The organism is Ramlibacter tataouinensis, from assembly GCF_027941915.1.
GTDB classification, from domain to species: domain Bacteria; phylum Pseudomonadota; class Gammaproteobacteria; order Burkholderiales; family Burkholderiaceae_C; genus Ramlibacter; species Ramlibacter tataouinensis_C.
On the sequence record NZ_CP116009.1, the window covers coordinates 2926698 to 2939765 of the forward strand.

Consider the following 13068-nt stretch of genomic DNA (forward strand, 5'->3'; position numbering starts at 1 on the left):
AACATCGGACCTGGGAGCGTAGTCAGGCGACCCCCCGGTTCAAGGGCGAAGCCCGCCCGCACGCTCGATGAAGTCGATCACCACGTCAAGAGAGGTCCCGGTCTTTAGGTTGGTGAACACGAAGGGCCGGTCCTTGCGCATCCGCTTCGTGTCGCTTTCCATCACCGCCAGACTGGCGCCAACCTGGTCCGCCAGGTCCACCTTGTTGATGACGAGCAGGTCCGAGCGGGTGATGCCGGGCCCGCCTTTGCGCGGGATCTTCTCGCCGGCGGCCACGTCGATCACGTAGATGGTGATGTCGGCCAGTTCCGGACTGAAGGTCGCCGCGAGGTTATCGCCACCCGATTCGATCAGGACCAGATCCAGCCCCGGGAAACGTCCGCGCATCTGCGCCACCGCGGCCAGATTGGCGGATGCGTCTTCGCGGATGGCCGTGTGCGGGCAGCCGCCAGTTTCCACGCCGAGGATGCGCTCGGTCGGCAGGGCGCCCGCGCGCGTCAGGATCTCGGCGTCCTCCTTGGTGTAGATGTCGTTGGTGATGGCCGCGATGTCGTAGCGGTCGCGCATGGCCTTGCAAAGGCCCTCCATCAGCGACGTTTTCCCTGAGCCGACGGGGCCGCCGATGCCGACGCGAAGAGGACCGAATGTGGAGTTCATGATCGGAAGAGCCTCGTGTACTGGGTTTCGTGGTTCATGGACGCGATGTCCGCGAGGAAGGTGGCCGAGCCGAGGTCGTCGAGCGACGAGGACTGTGCCTCCTGCGCGATCTCGGCGATCAAGGGCTCCAGCGCAGCCATGATCCGGACGCCGTCCGTCTGCCCCAGGGGAACCAGGCGAACGCCCGCGGAAACCAGGTTGGCCGCGAAGGCATGGAGGCTCGCCACGAGTGCCGAGTCCAACGGCACCTCGTGGGCGGCCGTGGCGACGCCAGCCGCCACGGCGTACGACTGCTCCCCGCCGCAACGCGCCTGGAAGGTGTCGATCGCCGCAGCCGGCCACCCGGCCGCGACCGCGGCGAGAAACGCGCGGCCCTGGTTGAGGCTCTCCAGGCGGCGTTCGTAAGTCGGCTGCAGGGCGGCGGCGAGGACGCTGATCTCGTCCGCAAGTTCCCAATCCTGCTCGTGAACGGCTCGCCAGAGCTCCGCCAGCAGGATCGCGTCCGAACGGCCAGCACCGTGGCGCAAGGTGCCGGCCACCCATTCGGCCAGCGACCCGGCATCTCTCACCTCCTGGGCCTCGACCACCCACTCCAGGCCGTGGCTGTAGCCGAAGCTGCCTATGGGAAAGCTCGGCGAGAACCAGGCCTGCAGCTTGGCCAGCCGGGTGGGTGTAAGCGCAGATCCGGAACCCGGGCGCTCAGCTTCGGTGCGTGTGCAGGCCATCGTGTTCCCCGTGAATCACCGCGTGCGCATGGGCCGCTCCGTGCTCGAAAGCCCCGCCTTCGGGATCGAACGGCGCCTGGATCTCCGCCACCTTGCCGCCGAGCCCCTCCACCATCCCGATGATCACGTGGTCGTGGCGGATCCGCAGCCTTTTCCCGAGCAACTGCGTGGGCAGGTGGCGGTTACCGAGGTGCCATGCGATGCGCAGGAGCGCATCGGCGTCGGCCGCGGTGATCTCCGCGAGCCGTTCCGGCGCCGCCTGGACGCGCACGATCCGGCCATCGTCGAGGAGCAGGCCGTCGCCTTCGCGAAGCACCGTCGCCTGGGGCAGGTCCAGCAGGAAGGCGGTTCCGGCACGGCCCGCCATCGCATGCCGGCGCCGATGCCGGCTATCGAAGTCCAGCACCACGCTGTCCGCTCCCAAGGCCGCGTCCCAGGTTCCAGCAGCACGCACTTCGCTCGCGATCAGCATGGGTGCCCTCCGTTAGGCTGTTCAGAACAGGAAGTACCGTTGCGCCATCGGCAGCACGGGCGCGGCTTCGGCCGTGAGCAACTCCCCATCCGCCCGCACCTCGTAGGTCTCGGGGTCCACCTCGATCCGCGGGGTGGCGGCGTTGTGGATCATGGAATGCTTACCGATGCCCGCTCGCGTGTTGGTGACCGGCAGGGTGGCCTTGTTGAGCCCCAGCTTCTGCCCGATTCCGGCCTGGTGCGCTGCCGCGCTCAGGAACATCACGCCCGTGTGGGCCTTGGCCCGCCCATAGGCGCCGAACATGTGCCGGTAGTGCACCGGCTGGGGCGTGGAGATGGACGCGTTCGGATCCCCCATTAGCGCGATGCAGACCGTGCCCATCTTCATCACCAAGTCCGGCTTGACCGCGAAAAACGCCGGAGACCACAGCACAAGGTCGGCGAACTTGCCGACTTCCACGGAGCCGAGGTGCGCCGACAGGCCCTGCGCGATCGCCGGATTGATGGCGACTTTCGCCCAGTACCGCTTCACGCGGAAATTGTCGTTGTCGCCCGCCTCCTCCGACAGCCGGCCGCGCTGCACGCGCATCCAGTGCGCTGTCTGGAACGTGCGCATGATGACCTCGGCCACGCGACCCATGGCCTGGCTGTCGGAGGACATGATCGACAGCGCGCCGATGTCATGCAAGATGTCCTCGGCGGCGATCGTCTCCTTGCGGATTCGGCTTTCCGCGAACGCGAGGTCCTCCGGAATCTTTGAATCCAAGTGGCGCGCGGTCATCACCATGTCCAAGTGCTCATCCACCGTATTCACGGTGTAGGGCATCGTTGGGTTGGTCGAGGCAGGCAGGATGTAGGGCAGCCCGGCGATGCGGATGATGTCCGGTGCGTGCCCGCCGCCGGCCCCCTCCGTATGGAACGCGTGGAGGGTGCGGCCTTTCATGGCGGCAATGGTGGATTCGACGAAACCGGACTCGTTGAGCGAATCGCTGTGCAGCATCACCTGCACGTCGTAGCGGTCGGCTACGCTGAGGCAGCAGTCCAGCGCCGCGGGCGTTGCACCCCAATCCTCGTGCACCTTCAGGCAGGAGGCCCCGGCTCGGATCTGCTCGGCCAGGGCCTCATCCCGCGAGCAACTGCCCTTGCCGGCCACCGCGAAATTCATGGGGAAAGCGTCCAGTGCTTGCAGCAGGCGGCCGATGTGCCAGGGCCCGGGCGTGCAGTTGGTCGCGACCGAGCCGGTCGCAGGACCCGTGCCGCCGCCGACCATGGTGGTCGTCCCGGCGGCCAGAGCCTCCTCGATCTGCTGCGGGCTGATGAAGTGCACGTGGGTGTCCACGGCCCCGGCAGTGACGATCTTGCCTTCGCCCGCGACGGCTTCGGTGGCGGCGCCTATGACAATGTCCACGTCGGGCTGCATATCCGGATTGCCGGCCCTGCCGATCCCGCAGATCAGCCCGTCTTTGATGCCGATGTCTGCCTTGACGATGCCCCAGTGGTCGATGATCAGCGCATTGGTGATGACGGTGTCCACCGCCCCCTCCGCGCGCGTGGCCTGCGACTGGCCCATTCCATCACGGATCACCTTGCCGCCGCCGAACTTCACCTCCTCGCCGTAGACCGTGAGGTCGCGCTCCACCTCCACAATCAATTCCGTGTCCGCCAAGCGCACTCGGTCCCCGGTGGTGGGGCCAAACATGTCGGCATATGCCTGGTGCGAAATTCGAAATGCCATGCTTGCACTCCCTGCGGACGCTCAGGAGAGGACGCCCATGACTTCCCCGCGGAACCCGAAGACCCGGCGGGCGCCGCGCAAGGGGACGAGCGTCACTTCGCGAGACTGCCCCGGCTCGAACCGGATCGCGCTGCCGGCAGGGATGTCGAGGCGCATGCCGCGCGCTTGCTGCCTGTCGAAATCCAGGGCGAAGTTGGCCTCGGCAAAGTGGTAGTGCGAGCCGACCTGCACCGGCCGGTCGCCCCGGTTGGCCACCATGAGGACCAGCGTCGGGCAGCCGGCGTTGAGCTCGATGTCGCCGTCTTTAGGCAGGACCTCGCCGGGGATCATGGCGCTGCTCCCAGCAGCACCAAGCCCACATCGGCGATGGCCGCGCCGATGCCGCGGGTGAGGCCGCCGCGCCGGCGCGACGCCAGCCACTGCCCCAGCGCGAGGCCTGTCGCATGCAGCAGGGCCGTGGCGGCCACCAGGCCGAGGCCGAAGGCGGGCGCTGCGCCCTGCAGGCTGGTGCCGTGCGCATGTCCATGAAAGACGGCAAGCGCTCCGACCAGAAGGGCCGAGAGCGCTGGTGGCAGCCGCCCCGCGATGGCGATTAGGGCGCCCAGCACGAAGACCGAGCCCGCAACGAGCGGCTCGACGAGGGGCAAGCCGGCTCCCGCCACGGCCAGGGTCCATCCGCCGACCATGCAGAGGACGAAGCACGTTGGCAGCAGCCACAAGGCCTTGCCGCCCAGCACGCGGGCCCACAGCCCGACGGCCAGCATCGCGACCACATGGTCGATGCCCAGCAGCGGGTGCGTAAAACCCTCGGCGAAGGCATGGTGCCCGGCGCCCTCTCCGGTATGCGCTAGCACAGGCAGCGAGAGCACGGCCAGCGACAGTGCGGGTAGCAGCGAACGGCGCATGGGAGCCTCCTTCGAATCAGCGGATAGGATGGTGCACCGTGACGAGCTTCACACCGTCCGGAAAGGTGGCTTCGACCTGCACGTTCGGGATCATCTCGGCCACGCCCTCCATGACCTGGCTGCGTGAGCAGACCAGCGCGCAACCTTGCATCAGTTCGGCTACCGACCGCCCGTCGCGCGCGCCTTCGAGCACGTAGTCGCAAATGAGCGCGACGGCTTCCGGGTGGTTCAGCTTGACCCCCCGCTCGAGGCGGCGCCGCGCGACGTGGGCAGCCAGAGCGATCAGAAGCTTGTCCTTCTCGCGCGGTGTGAGCTGCATAGCGCATTCCCTTTCAGCAGAGCCAACTGCGCGGCAGTGGCCGCGCACCGCGCAGTGGAACCAGGGCCTGGTTCAAGGCCGAGCGAAGTGCCATCCCGGTGCAGGCCACCATGCGCGCGACGAGGACCCCGTTGACCAAGGAGGCTCCCGCGGTTGCGCAGTCAAGTTTTGTGAAGGAAGAGCGCAGGGCGTCTCTCTTGGCCTCCAAGTCCGGCCCAACATGTGCCAAGCTGGCCATCGCAACATGCGAGCGCAATGCAGTGGGCGAGGCCATCGTGGCCTGAAACGCGTCACAAATGCGAATGACGTCGGTGAAAACCAGCCGTCCCGCGCGTCGTATCGCCCAGGCGTCCGAGAAAAAGCCGCTCTTCACGGTTTCCCCCATCGCGGCGCGGCCAAACAGGATCGCTTCCGCCAGCGTGAGTTCCGCCCCGCGATCCAGCTGCACCTCCGTGCGGCGCTTGAGGCGGCTGCCGTCGAACAGGATGGTTTCCTGCGGCACCCAATCGAGCCGCGCGCTGCGCCCGACCCGCAGGTGCTGCTCGATGACGGCTTCGCCCCCGGCAGAGCGATAGATGCGCTCGCAGCCCGGCGTCGTCGCGCAGGCGCGCGCGCCCTCACCGATCTCGATCTCGACCGAGAGCACGTCCCCGCCGGTCAATCCTCCGGAGGTGTTGATGATCACGGCTTCCAGCACCCGATCCGATTCGGGGCGTGGCAGGCGAACCTTGAGGCAGCCTTCCTGCAGCAGGTCGCTCAAGCGCGTCCTGCGATCATCGCAGCAGCTTAGCCTGACGCGCGCTCGCCCACGGGAGCGCTGCAGGGCCGGAGCAAGCTTCGCGGCAGCGGCGGCGCCGTACGAGGATGCCAGCTCATCCCGTGACTCTTCATGTTCTTCGACACGGGAAACGCAACGTAAAGACACTGTGAGCCCGCGCATGCGGAACCGCTGTTTCGACGTGCGTCTATGCTTGAAAGGCAAGTTACTTGACAGCTGTGACTTCCAGAGGGAGCCATGCTGGATCACCGGCCTCCAAGCAGCGCGACGACCTCGGCAACGCCGGGCAGATTGGCAAGGCACGCCGATCTGGTTGCAGTCCCTGCACACCTGGCCTGCGCCGACGACCCCGATGCGAATCCACGATCTACCGAGTGACCTTGGGTACGCGGGGGAACTGGTCGGCGTGGTTTGGGAGCGTCCCCCCTTCGAGTACGGCCAGTTTGGGGGAAGCTCAGGCCCGTTCCCTCGGCACCGTAAAGTGAAAGGCACTTCCTTCACCGACGACACTCTCCACCCACAACTGTCCGCCGTGCGCTCGGACAATGCCCTCCGAGATGAAGAGGCCGAGCCCAGTCCCTCGCCTGGTGTGCCCCCTGCCCGACCAATAAGGATCGAACAAGTGGGCAAGCGCCTCAGCCGGAATGCCCGGGCCGGTGTCGATGACCGAGAAGCGCACCATAGCGCCCTCGGGTGCCGCCAGCACCCGAATCTTGTCTCCGGGACTGCAGAACTTGATCGCATTCCCGATCAGATTGGCGAAGACCTGCTGGATCCTCCCCTGGTCACAGCTGACGCTCTCACCATGCAAGTCGAAATGAGCGTCCAGCTTGGCGCCTTTTTCCGTAGCGAACGGCGCGTGCGCCTCGACCGCTTCATTCACCAGCGACTTCGCGTCGCAAGCAGATCGCTCCACTACGAGGTGCCCTGTCCGGGTGATGGCCATGTCCAGCAGATCCCCGATCAGCTGTTTCATCCGGTTGCCGGCGCGCTTGATGGTGTCAAGGGGCTTGCGGATTCTGGCATCGCCGCCGGCATGGATACCGCGCTCCAACAACTCTGCTGCGAGGCTAATCGAATTCAGGGGGGTGCGCAGGTCGTGGGAGACGATGGCGAGCAGGTCGTCCCGCATGCGGACCGCCTGCTCGAGCTCTCGCAAGAGCCGCTCGCGCTCCAGTTCGGCGTGCTTGCGCTCGGTGTTGTCCGCGACGATACCGATGAAGCGTCGCGGGCGCCCCGCAGGATCGAACAGCACCTGCCCGCGTTCAGATACCCATCGCTCGGGACTGCCGTCAGCCGGCACAACCCGGTACTCAGCTTGGTAGGCCCCTCCGCTGGCCGGCTCCGCCGCAGCCGCGAACAGGCCCAACGCTCGCCCGCGGTCGTCGGGATGGATCAGCGAAGCCCGCGTCGCTTGAGTCAAGGGCACATCTGCCGGCAAGCCGAACATTTCGCGCACCTTGCCCGACCAGTGGATCATGCCGGCCGGCAGGTCCCAGTCGTATTTGCCGAGATCAGCCACGTCCATGGCGAGCCGCAGGCGCTCCAGGTCCTCCCGAATCGTCTCCCTTTCGCCCAGCCGTCCGATGGTGTCCGTCGCCGGTCCGCTGTCTTGATCGCGCGTCATGGCCACCCTCACGCAGTACTCTGCACATTCTGCGACGGAGGGGGCGGTTCGCGGAAGACAGCGCGAAAACTCACGCTCGTTATGGGGGCAGCAACTTCGCTCATGAGATTTTTGCGAGCAGAAGGTAGCTGCCGTCGCAGGAGGAGGAAAGCTATTCATCCGCGGGCAGCTACTTCGGTCAGCTTGGTGCCTTCCTCGTCCACATGCTTGCGCACACGGACTGCTCGGCCAGAATCCACGCCCTGAACTCCGACCTCCACCTGCTCCTCCGTCGCGGGGATGAGCAACCTTCCGAGCGCGGCAGGCGGCGACTTGCCCGGGCGCGGTGATGGTCTGCACCATGGCCGCCCTGGCATTGGCGCTGAGGGTGAGGCTGGCGCGCCACCCCGCTGCGCCGCTTGCCGCCGCTCAACGCAGCCAGCGGCCAACGGCCAACGGAGCGGTCTTAGTCGCCGGCTGCGTACTTCGCCGGCCCAAGCCAAGTACTCGTGCACCGGGCCGAATGCAGATTGCGGCGCGGCCGGGAGCCTACGGTGGTACCGCCTGGCGACGCCGAGGCCGGCACCACGCAATAGTGATTGCATGCAGCAGCGCCTCACAAAGTGTGAGGCGCGTGCTACGCGAAGGTGCTCACCCGGCGCGCTGTGCGAGCCGCCGCGAGTAGCTCGACTCGATCAGCCCTTTATCGTGGGCGCGTCGGATGCCAGCCATGAACTGTGCGACGCGCCGCTTCGACACGAGCGCCATGATCCGCGGGAAGGTCCCGCGCAGCCAGGGTTCGAGCACGGCGTTGTCGTGAACGAACGAGCAGAGTCGGTCGAGTTCGGTGGCCCATTCGCCTAGGGCATCGAGCGGCGACTGGTCGTCCAAGTGGCGGCCGAGCGTGAAGCCGGCTTCCTCATAACCACTGCCCCCCCTTGAGCGGCGGCAGTGAGCTGGCATCGCATGAAGGACGGCAGTCCGCGATGAACGGATGTTGAAGGCATGGTGGTTCTTACCCAAATCCCGCCGCCCAGTAAAGCGGGAGGAACTTTGGAGGCCTCGGGGATCGATGGACCGAGCGTCACCCCGAAAACCTATGCGCACTAGGCGCCCATGCGTTGCCGCAAGTCCCACCGGCGGTAGCCGGTGAATCGGTCCATGCAGGGAACAGTGTACGGCTCTGCCTTCGGAGGTGACCCGTTCGGCGCGCTCGCTGTGCGCAGTGGGGTGGGCGCGCCGTGCAGGCGCTCCTATGCACTCCTGGTGCAGCAGCAGGTCCAAGCGGTTGCACCGTGTAGTTGCTCCTCCAGAGTGGCGTTGACGCCTTGAGCAAGACCGGCGGTGTGCCGGTTTTCTAGTGGTGCCTTTCGGTGTACCGTGGAGGGGCGCGGAGTCCGGCGCGGGACTCATAATCCCTTGGTCGCTGGTTCAAGTCCAGCACGCCCTACCAGTAGAACCCGCCTGGATCAAGGACTTGCCGCAGTCCTCCGCATCCGCGGGAGCCGGAATGCCTGTCGAGTAAGCAGAAGGCTCTTTCCCCCTCTATTCGGGCAATCGGGCTGGCGCGCGCTTCCTACAGTCGAGGGCGCGCGCCGATGGTCGGCCGCGCCCGCGCCGTCATGACCTGTATCGTCCGTCTTCCCCTGCTCGGTCCCCGGCAGAAGGTGCTTGGCTACAAGCTCGCCTGGCAAGCCACGTCCGGTGATTCGGCGAGCCGACCCGATCTGCCGATGCTGGCCGCGACGGTGGCGCGGCGCTTCGAGGGCACCGACACGGCCGGCAACGGCAGCCTGATTTTCCTGCAGGCGCCGCCGGGCCGGCTGGCCCCGGACAGCCTGCAGGGGCTCACGCCCGCCGGCACGGTCCTCAGCCTGACGGCCGCCGAACTCGACGAACCTGCAGTCTTTGCAGCCGTCCAGCATCTGCGCGAGCAGGGCTTCGGCCTGTGCGTGCGCGAGCTGGATTTGCAGCCGGACCCGCGGCCTGCCTGGCTGCCGCTGCTGACGCACCGCGAATTCGACTGGGGTGGGGCCGCCCGCGCCCGGCAACTGCCGTCTTCGGGCGAAGTCGCCGCGGCGCAGCCTTGCCTGGTCGCGTCCGGGCTGGCGCACCCGGAGGAATTCCAGGCGTGCGACGCCCTGGGTGTGCACGCCTTCGTCGACCCGCTCCTGACGGCGCCCGTCGGGGCCGCGGACGCCGCCCGGCTCAGTCCGGAAAGCCTGCTGATCCTCCAGCTGATGCAGATGGTGCAGGCCAACGCCGACCTGCGCCACATCGAGTCGGCGCTCAAGCGCGACGCCGCGCTGGCCTACCAGCTGCTGCGCTACCTGAACTCGGCCAGCTTCGGCCTGGGAGTCGAGGTGCAGTCGCTCCGGCATGCCCTCACGATGGTCGGGTACGGGCCGTTGCACCGCTGGCTGGCGGTGCTGCTGGCCGGCAGCAGCGCCCACCCCGGATCGCAGGCGCTGCTGGTGGCGGCGATCGTCCGCGGCCGCTTCACCGAGCTGCTCGGGCAGGGCATGCTGCCGCAGAGCGACGCCGAGAACCTGTTCATCACCGGCATGTTCTCCTTGCTCGACCGCCTGCTGGGGGTTCCCATGGCCAGCATCCTGGAGCGGATCCAGCTGCCCGAGACGGTGGTGCAGGCGCTGCTCACGCGCGAAGGCATGTACGGGCCGTTCCTGCGCCTGGTCGAGGCCTGCGAGCGGTCCGACGGCGATGCCGCGGCGCTGGCCGACTCGGCCTTTCTCACGGGCGAGCAGGTCGATCGCGCGCACGTGGCGGCCCTCGCCTGGTCGCTCGAGCTGCGCGTCTGAGCGACGCGGCGAACAGGCGCCGTTCCACCCCGCTTATCGGGCGATTGCAGCGCGCACCGGCCGATACAGTGGCCTCATCAGCGGCGGCCGGCACATCCGCGTCCCCGCGGAGCCCTGACGCCGTGCATCCCGACTTTGACCTGAGCGACCGAGACTTCGACCGCGTGCGCGCCCTGATCCACGCGCGTGCCGGCATCGCGCTGGGCGCGCAGAAGCGGCAGATGGTCTACAGCCGGCTGTCGCGGCGCCTGCGCGAACTCGGCCTGGTGGCATTCGGCCCCTACCTCGACCATCTGGAAGGCGCACCGCAGGACGGCGAGTGGCAGTCGTTCATCAACGCGCTCACGACCAACCTCACCTCCTTCTTCCGCGAGGCGCACCACTTTCCGCTGCTGGCGCAGCACGTCGCCGGCCGCCCGCACCCGCTGCAGATCTGGTGCGCCGGCGCCTCCACCGGCGAGGAGCCGTACTCGGTCGCGATGACGCTGATGGAGACCCTCGGCAGCCGCGCCGCGGCCTGCACGGTGCTGGCCACCGACGTCGACACCGAGGTGCTGGCAAAAGGCCAGGAGGGCGTGTTCACGATGGAGCAGGTCGCCAGGCTGCCGCGCGAGCAGCTGCAGCGCTTCTTCCTCAAGGGCGTGGGCGGCAACGAGGGCAAGGCGCTGGTGCGCCCCGAGCTGGCCGCCATGGTGAAGTTCGCCCCGCACAATCTCCTGAGCCCCGACTGGCCCGAGGGCCCGTTCGACGCCATCTTCTGCCGCAACGTGATGATCTATTTCGACAAGCCGACGCAGGCAGCCATCCTGCAGCGCTTCGCGCGGCACATGAAGCGCGGCGCGCTGCTGTTCGCCGGCCACTCGGAGAACTTCTCCTTCCTCGACAAGATCCTGCGCCCGCGCGGCCAGACGGTCTACGGACTTGCCTGAAGCGGGGAGCAAGCATGGAGCGGCATTCGCGGGCCACCCACCACTACTTCGACCGGCAGTTCGGCGTGCCGGCCGTCAAGCTGCTGGCAAGCGAGTACTACGTCGGCGCCGGCGACCTGGTGCTGACGACGGTGCTCGGCTCCTGCGTGTCGGCCTGCCTGTTCGACCTGGGCGCAGGCGTCGGCGGCATGAACCACTTCATGCTGCCCGGCGAGGCGGAGGATGCGCAGCCCGGGAACGTGGACACGCGCTACGGCGGCCATGCCATGGAGGTCCTCGTCGCGGAGCTGCTCAGGGCCGGTGCCCGCCGCGAGCGGCTGACCGCCAAGGTGTTCGGCGGCGGCGCGGTGCTGCCCGGCATGACGCAGCTGAACATCGGCGAGCGCAACACCGAGTTCGCGCTGCAGTACCTGCGGCGGCACGAGGTGCCGGTGATGGCGCAGGACGTCGGCGGCACGCTGCCGCGGCGCATCGGCTGCTTCCCCGGCAGCGGCCGCGTTGCCGTGCACACGCTGCGGCGCCAGGAGGACCTGGCGGAGGTGCAGCAGAACGAGCAGCGCCTGATCGGCCTGGCCCCGCCGGCGGCGCCCGGCTCCGACGCCGGGCGGGGGTGATCGCGTGGCCAGGGACAAGATCAAGGTGCTGTGCGTCGACGATTCGGCGCTGATCCGCAGCCTGATGACGGAGATCATCAACAGCCAGCCCGACATGTGCGTGGTGGCGACGGCGTCCGACCCGCTGATCGCGCGCGACCTGATCAAGCGCACCGGGCCCGACGTGCTGACGCTGGACGTCGAGATGCCGCGCATGGACGGGCTGGACTTCCTCGAGAAGCTGATGCGCCTGCGGCCGATGCCGGTGCTGATGGTGTCCTCGCTCACCGAGCGCGGCTCGGAGATCGCGCTGCATGCGCTGGAGCTGGGCGCGGTGGACTTCGTGACCAAGCCCAAGCTGAGCATCCGCGAGGGCCTGCTCGCCTACACCGACCTGATCGCCGACAAGATCCGCGCCGCCGCTGCCGCCACCCTGAGGCCGGCCCGCGCGGCGCGCGCGGCGCCGCAGGCCGCGCCGGCGCAGCCGTTGCGCAGCCCGCTGCTGAGCACCGAGAAGCTGATCATCATCGGCGCCTCGACCGGCGGCACCGAGGCGATCCGCCAGGTGCTCGAGCCGATGCCGCCGGACGCGCCCGGCATCCTCATCGCGCAGCACATGCCTTCGGGCTTCACCCACTCGTTCGCGCAGCGCCTGGACGGCTGCTGCCGCATCACCGTCAAGGAGGCGGCGCACGGCGAGCGCGTGCTGCCCGGCCACGCCTACATCGCGCCGGGCGGATACCACCTGTCGCTGGCGCGCAGCGGCGCCAACTACATGGTGCACATCGACCAGGAGCCGCCCGTGAACCGGCACCGGCCCTCGGTCGACGTGCTGTTCGATTCCGTCGCGCGCGAGGCCGGCCGCAACGCCATCGGCGTGCTGCTCACCGGGATGGGGCGCGACGGCGCCGAAGGCCTGCTGCGCATGCGCCGGGCCGGCGCCTACACGCTGGCGCAGGACGAGGCGAGCTGCGTGGTGTTCGGCATGCCGCGCGAGGCCATCGCCCTGGGTGCCGCCGACGAGGTGGCATCGGTGCAGGACATGAGCCATCGCGTGATGGCGCACCTCCGCTCGCTGGGCGAGCGGGCCCACCGCGTGTAGCGGCAACACACATATCTAGCTGGAGAGAGCGTGGTAGACAAGAACGTCAGGATCCTGGTCGTGGACGATTTCCCGACCATGCGCCGCATCGTGCGCAACCTGCTCAAGGAGCTGCAGTTCGTCAACGTCGACGAGGCCGAGGACGGCGCCGCCGGGCTGGAGAAGCTGCGCAGCGGCAACTACGGCTTCGTGGTCTCGGACTGGAACATGCCCAACATGGACGGCCTCACGATGCTGCAGCACATCCGCGCCGATCCGGTGCTGGGCAAGCTGCCGGTGCTGATGGTCACGGCCGAGGCGAAGAAGGAGAACATCGTGGCGGCGGCCCAGGCCGGCGCCAACGGCTACGTCGTCAAGCCCTTCACCGCCGCGACGCTGGAAGAGAAGATCGGCAAGATCTTCGAGAAGCTCGAGAAGAACGGCGCGTGA

Annotated in this window: 15 protein-coding genes; 5 read left to right on the forward strand and 10 right to left on the reverse strand. The window is 68.0% G+C overall.

The genetic code is table 11. From position 1 onward, the window contains the following. Nucleotides 1-39: 39 nt before the first annotated feature. From ureG to PE066_RS14005, 10 genes are all read right to left on the reverse strand, one after another. Nucleotides 40-657, reverse strand: a complete 618-nt coding sequence (gene ureG / locus PE066_RS13960) for an urease accessory protein UreG (protein ID WP_271233138.1) — start codon at nucleotides 655-657, stop codon at nucleotides 40-42. Continuing rightward, complete coding sequence (locus PE066_RS13965; RefSeq protein ID WP_271233139.1) at nucleotides 654-1382, reverse strand: urease accessory protein UreF; 729 nt, start codon at nucleotides 1380-1382, stop codon at nucleotides 654-656. Before PE066_RS13965 ends, ureG begins: the two co-directional genes overlap by 4 nt. Beyond that, on the reverse strand, nucleotides 1357-1854 hold the full coding sequence (locus PE066_RS13970; protein ID WP_271233140.1) for an urease accessory protein UreE: 498 nt from the start codon (nucleotides 1852-1854) through the stop codon (nucleotides 1357-1359). The genes PE066_RS13965 and PE066_RS13970 overlap by 26 nt, the downstream gene beginning before the upstream one ends. A 21-nt stretch (nucleotides 1855-1875) precedes the next feature. Beyond that, the gene (gene ureC / locus PE066_RS13975; protein ID WP_271233141.1) at nucleotides 1876-3588 is read right to left on the reverse strand and encodes an urease subunit alpha; all 1713 of its coding nucleotides are present in this window, start codon (nucleotides 3586-3588) and stop codon (nucleotides 1876-1878) included. Between the two features lie 21 nt (nucleotides 3589-3609). Then, complete coding sequence (locus tag PE066_RS13980) at nucleotides 3610-3918, reverse strand: urease subunit beta (RefSeq protein ID WP_271233142.1); 309 nt, start codon at nucleotides 3916-3918, stop codon at nucleotides 3610-3612. Continuing rightward, complete coding sequence (locus PE066_RS13985; RefSeq protein WP_271233143.1) at nucleotides 3915-4493, reverse strand: HupE/UreJ family protein; 579 nt, start codon at nucleotides 4491-4493, stop codon at nucleotides 3915-3917. Before PE066_RS13985 ends, PE066_RS13980 begins: the two co-directional genes overlap by 4 nt. Nucleotides 4494-4509: 16 nt before the next feature. Next, entirely contained in the window at nucleotides 4510-4812 is a 303-nt protein-coding gene (locus tag PE066_RS13990; RefSeq protein ID WP_271233144.1) for an urease subunit gamma, read from the reverse strand. Between the two features lie 13 nt (nucleotides 4813-4825). Then, nucleotides 4826-5572 (reverse strand): urease accessory protein UreD, encoded by a 747-nt coding sequence (locus PE066_RS13995; protein WP_271233145.1) that lies wholly within the window; start codon nucleotides 5570-5572, stop codon nucleotides 4826-4828. Between the two features lie 472 nt (nucleotides 5573-6044). Continuing rightward, on the reverse strand, nucleotides 6045-7217 hold the full coding sequence (locus tag PE066_RS14000) for a PAS domain-containing sensor histidine kinase (protein ID WP_271233146.1): 1173 nt from the start codon (nucleotides 7215-7217) through the stop codon (nucleotides 6045-6047). A 630-nt stretch (nucleotides 7218-7847) separates the two neighbouring features. Then, entirely contained in the window at nucleotides 7848-8087 is a 240-nt protein-coding gene (locus PE066_RS14005) for a hypothetical protein (RefSeq protein WP_271233147.1), read from the reverse strand. Nucleotides 8088-8818: 731 nt separating this feature from the next. Between PE066_RS14005 and PE066_RS14010 the strand changes: the two genes are divergently transcribed. The 5 genes from PE066_RS14010 (at nucleotide 8819) to cheY (ending at nucleotide 13068) form a co-directional block, all read left to right on the forward strand. Further along, on the forward strand, nucleotides 8819-10015 hold the full coding sequence (locus tag PE066_RS14010; protein ID WP_271233148.1) for an EAL and HDOD domain-containing protein: 1197 nt from the start codon (nucleotides 8819-8821) through the stop codon (nucleotides 10013-10015). Nucleotides 10016-10137: 122 nt separating this feature from the next. After that, on the forward strand, nucleotides 10138-10944 hold the full coding sequence (locus tag PE066_RS14015; protein WP_271233149.1) for a CheR family methyltransferase: 807 nt from the start codon (nucleotides 10138-10140) through the stop codon (nucleotides 10942-10944). Nucleotides 10945-10958: 14 nt separating this feature from the next. Beyond that, complete coding sequence (locus PE066_RS14020) at nucleotides 10959-11558, forward strand: chemoreceptor glutamine deamidase CheD (protein WP_271233150.1); 600 nt, start codon at nucleotides 10959-10961, stop codon at nucleotides 11556-11558. A gap of 64 nt (nucleotides 11559-11622) precedes the next feature. After that, nucleotides 11623-12639, forward strand: a complete 1017-nt coding sequence (locus PE066_RS14025) for a protein-glutamate methylesterase/protein-glutamine glutaminase (RefSeq protein WP_271236580.1) — start codon at nucleotides 11623-11625, stop codon at nucleotides 12637-12639. A 78-nt stretch (nucleotides 12640-12717) separates the two neighbouring features. Continuing rightward, nucleotides 12718-13068, forward strand: coding sequence for a chemotaxis response regulator CheY (gene cheY / locus PE066_RS14030; RefSeq protein WP_440480605.1), 351 nt, complete (start codon nucleotides 12718-12720; stop codon nucleotides 13066-13068).

Coding starts and splice junctions, on each gene's coding strand:
- PE066_RS13985 (WP_271233143.1), bottom strand. CDS start 4,493: ATGCGCCGTTCGCTGCTACCCGCACTGTCGCTGGCCGTGCTCTCGCTG.
- PE066_RS14020 (WP_271233150.1), top strand. CDS start 10,959: ATGGAGCGGCATTCGCGGGCCACCCACCACTACTTCGACCGGCAGTTC.
- cheY (WP_440480605.1), top strand. CDS start 12,718: ATGCGCCGCATCGTGCGCAACCTGCTCAAGGAGCTGCAGTTCGTCAAC.
- PE066_RS14010 (WP_271233148.1), top strand. CDS start 8,819: ATGACCTGTATCGTCCGTCTTCCCCTGCTCGGTCCCCGGCAGAAGGTG.
- ureG (WP_271233138.1), bottom strand. CDS start 657: ATGAACTCCACATTCGGTCCTCTTCGCGTCGGCATCGGCGGCCCCGTC.
- PE066_RS14000 (WP_271233146.1), bottom strand. CDS start 7,217: ATGACGCGCGATCAAGACAGCGGACCGGCGACGGACACCATCGGACGG.
- PE066_RS13970 (WP_271233140.1), bottom strand. CDS start 1,854: ATGCTGATCGCGAGCGAAGTGCGTGCTGCTGGAACCTGGGACGCGGCC.
- ureC (WP_271233141.1), bottom strand. CDS start 3,588: ATGGCATTTCGAATTTCGCACCAGGCATATGCCGACATGTTTGGCCCC.
- PE066_RS13980 (WP_271233142.1), bottom strand. CDS start 3,918: ATGATCCCCGGCGAGGTCCTGCCTAAAGACGGCGACATCGAGCTCAAC.
- PE066_RS14025 (WP_271236580.1), top strand. CDS start 11,623: ATGACGGAGATCATCAACAGCCAGCCCGACATGTGCGTGGTGGCGACG.
- PE066_RS13990 (WP_271233144.1), bottom strand. CDS start 4,812: ATGCAGCTCACACCGCGCGAGAAGGACAAGCTTCTGATCGCTCTGGCT.
- PE066_RS13965 (WP_271233139.1), bottom strand. CDS start 1,382: ATGGCCTGCACACGCACCGAAGCTGAGCGCCCGGGTTCCGGATCTGCG.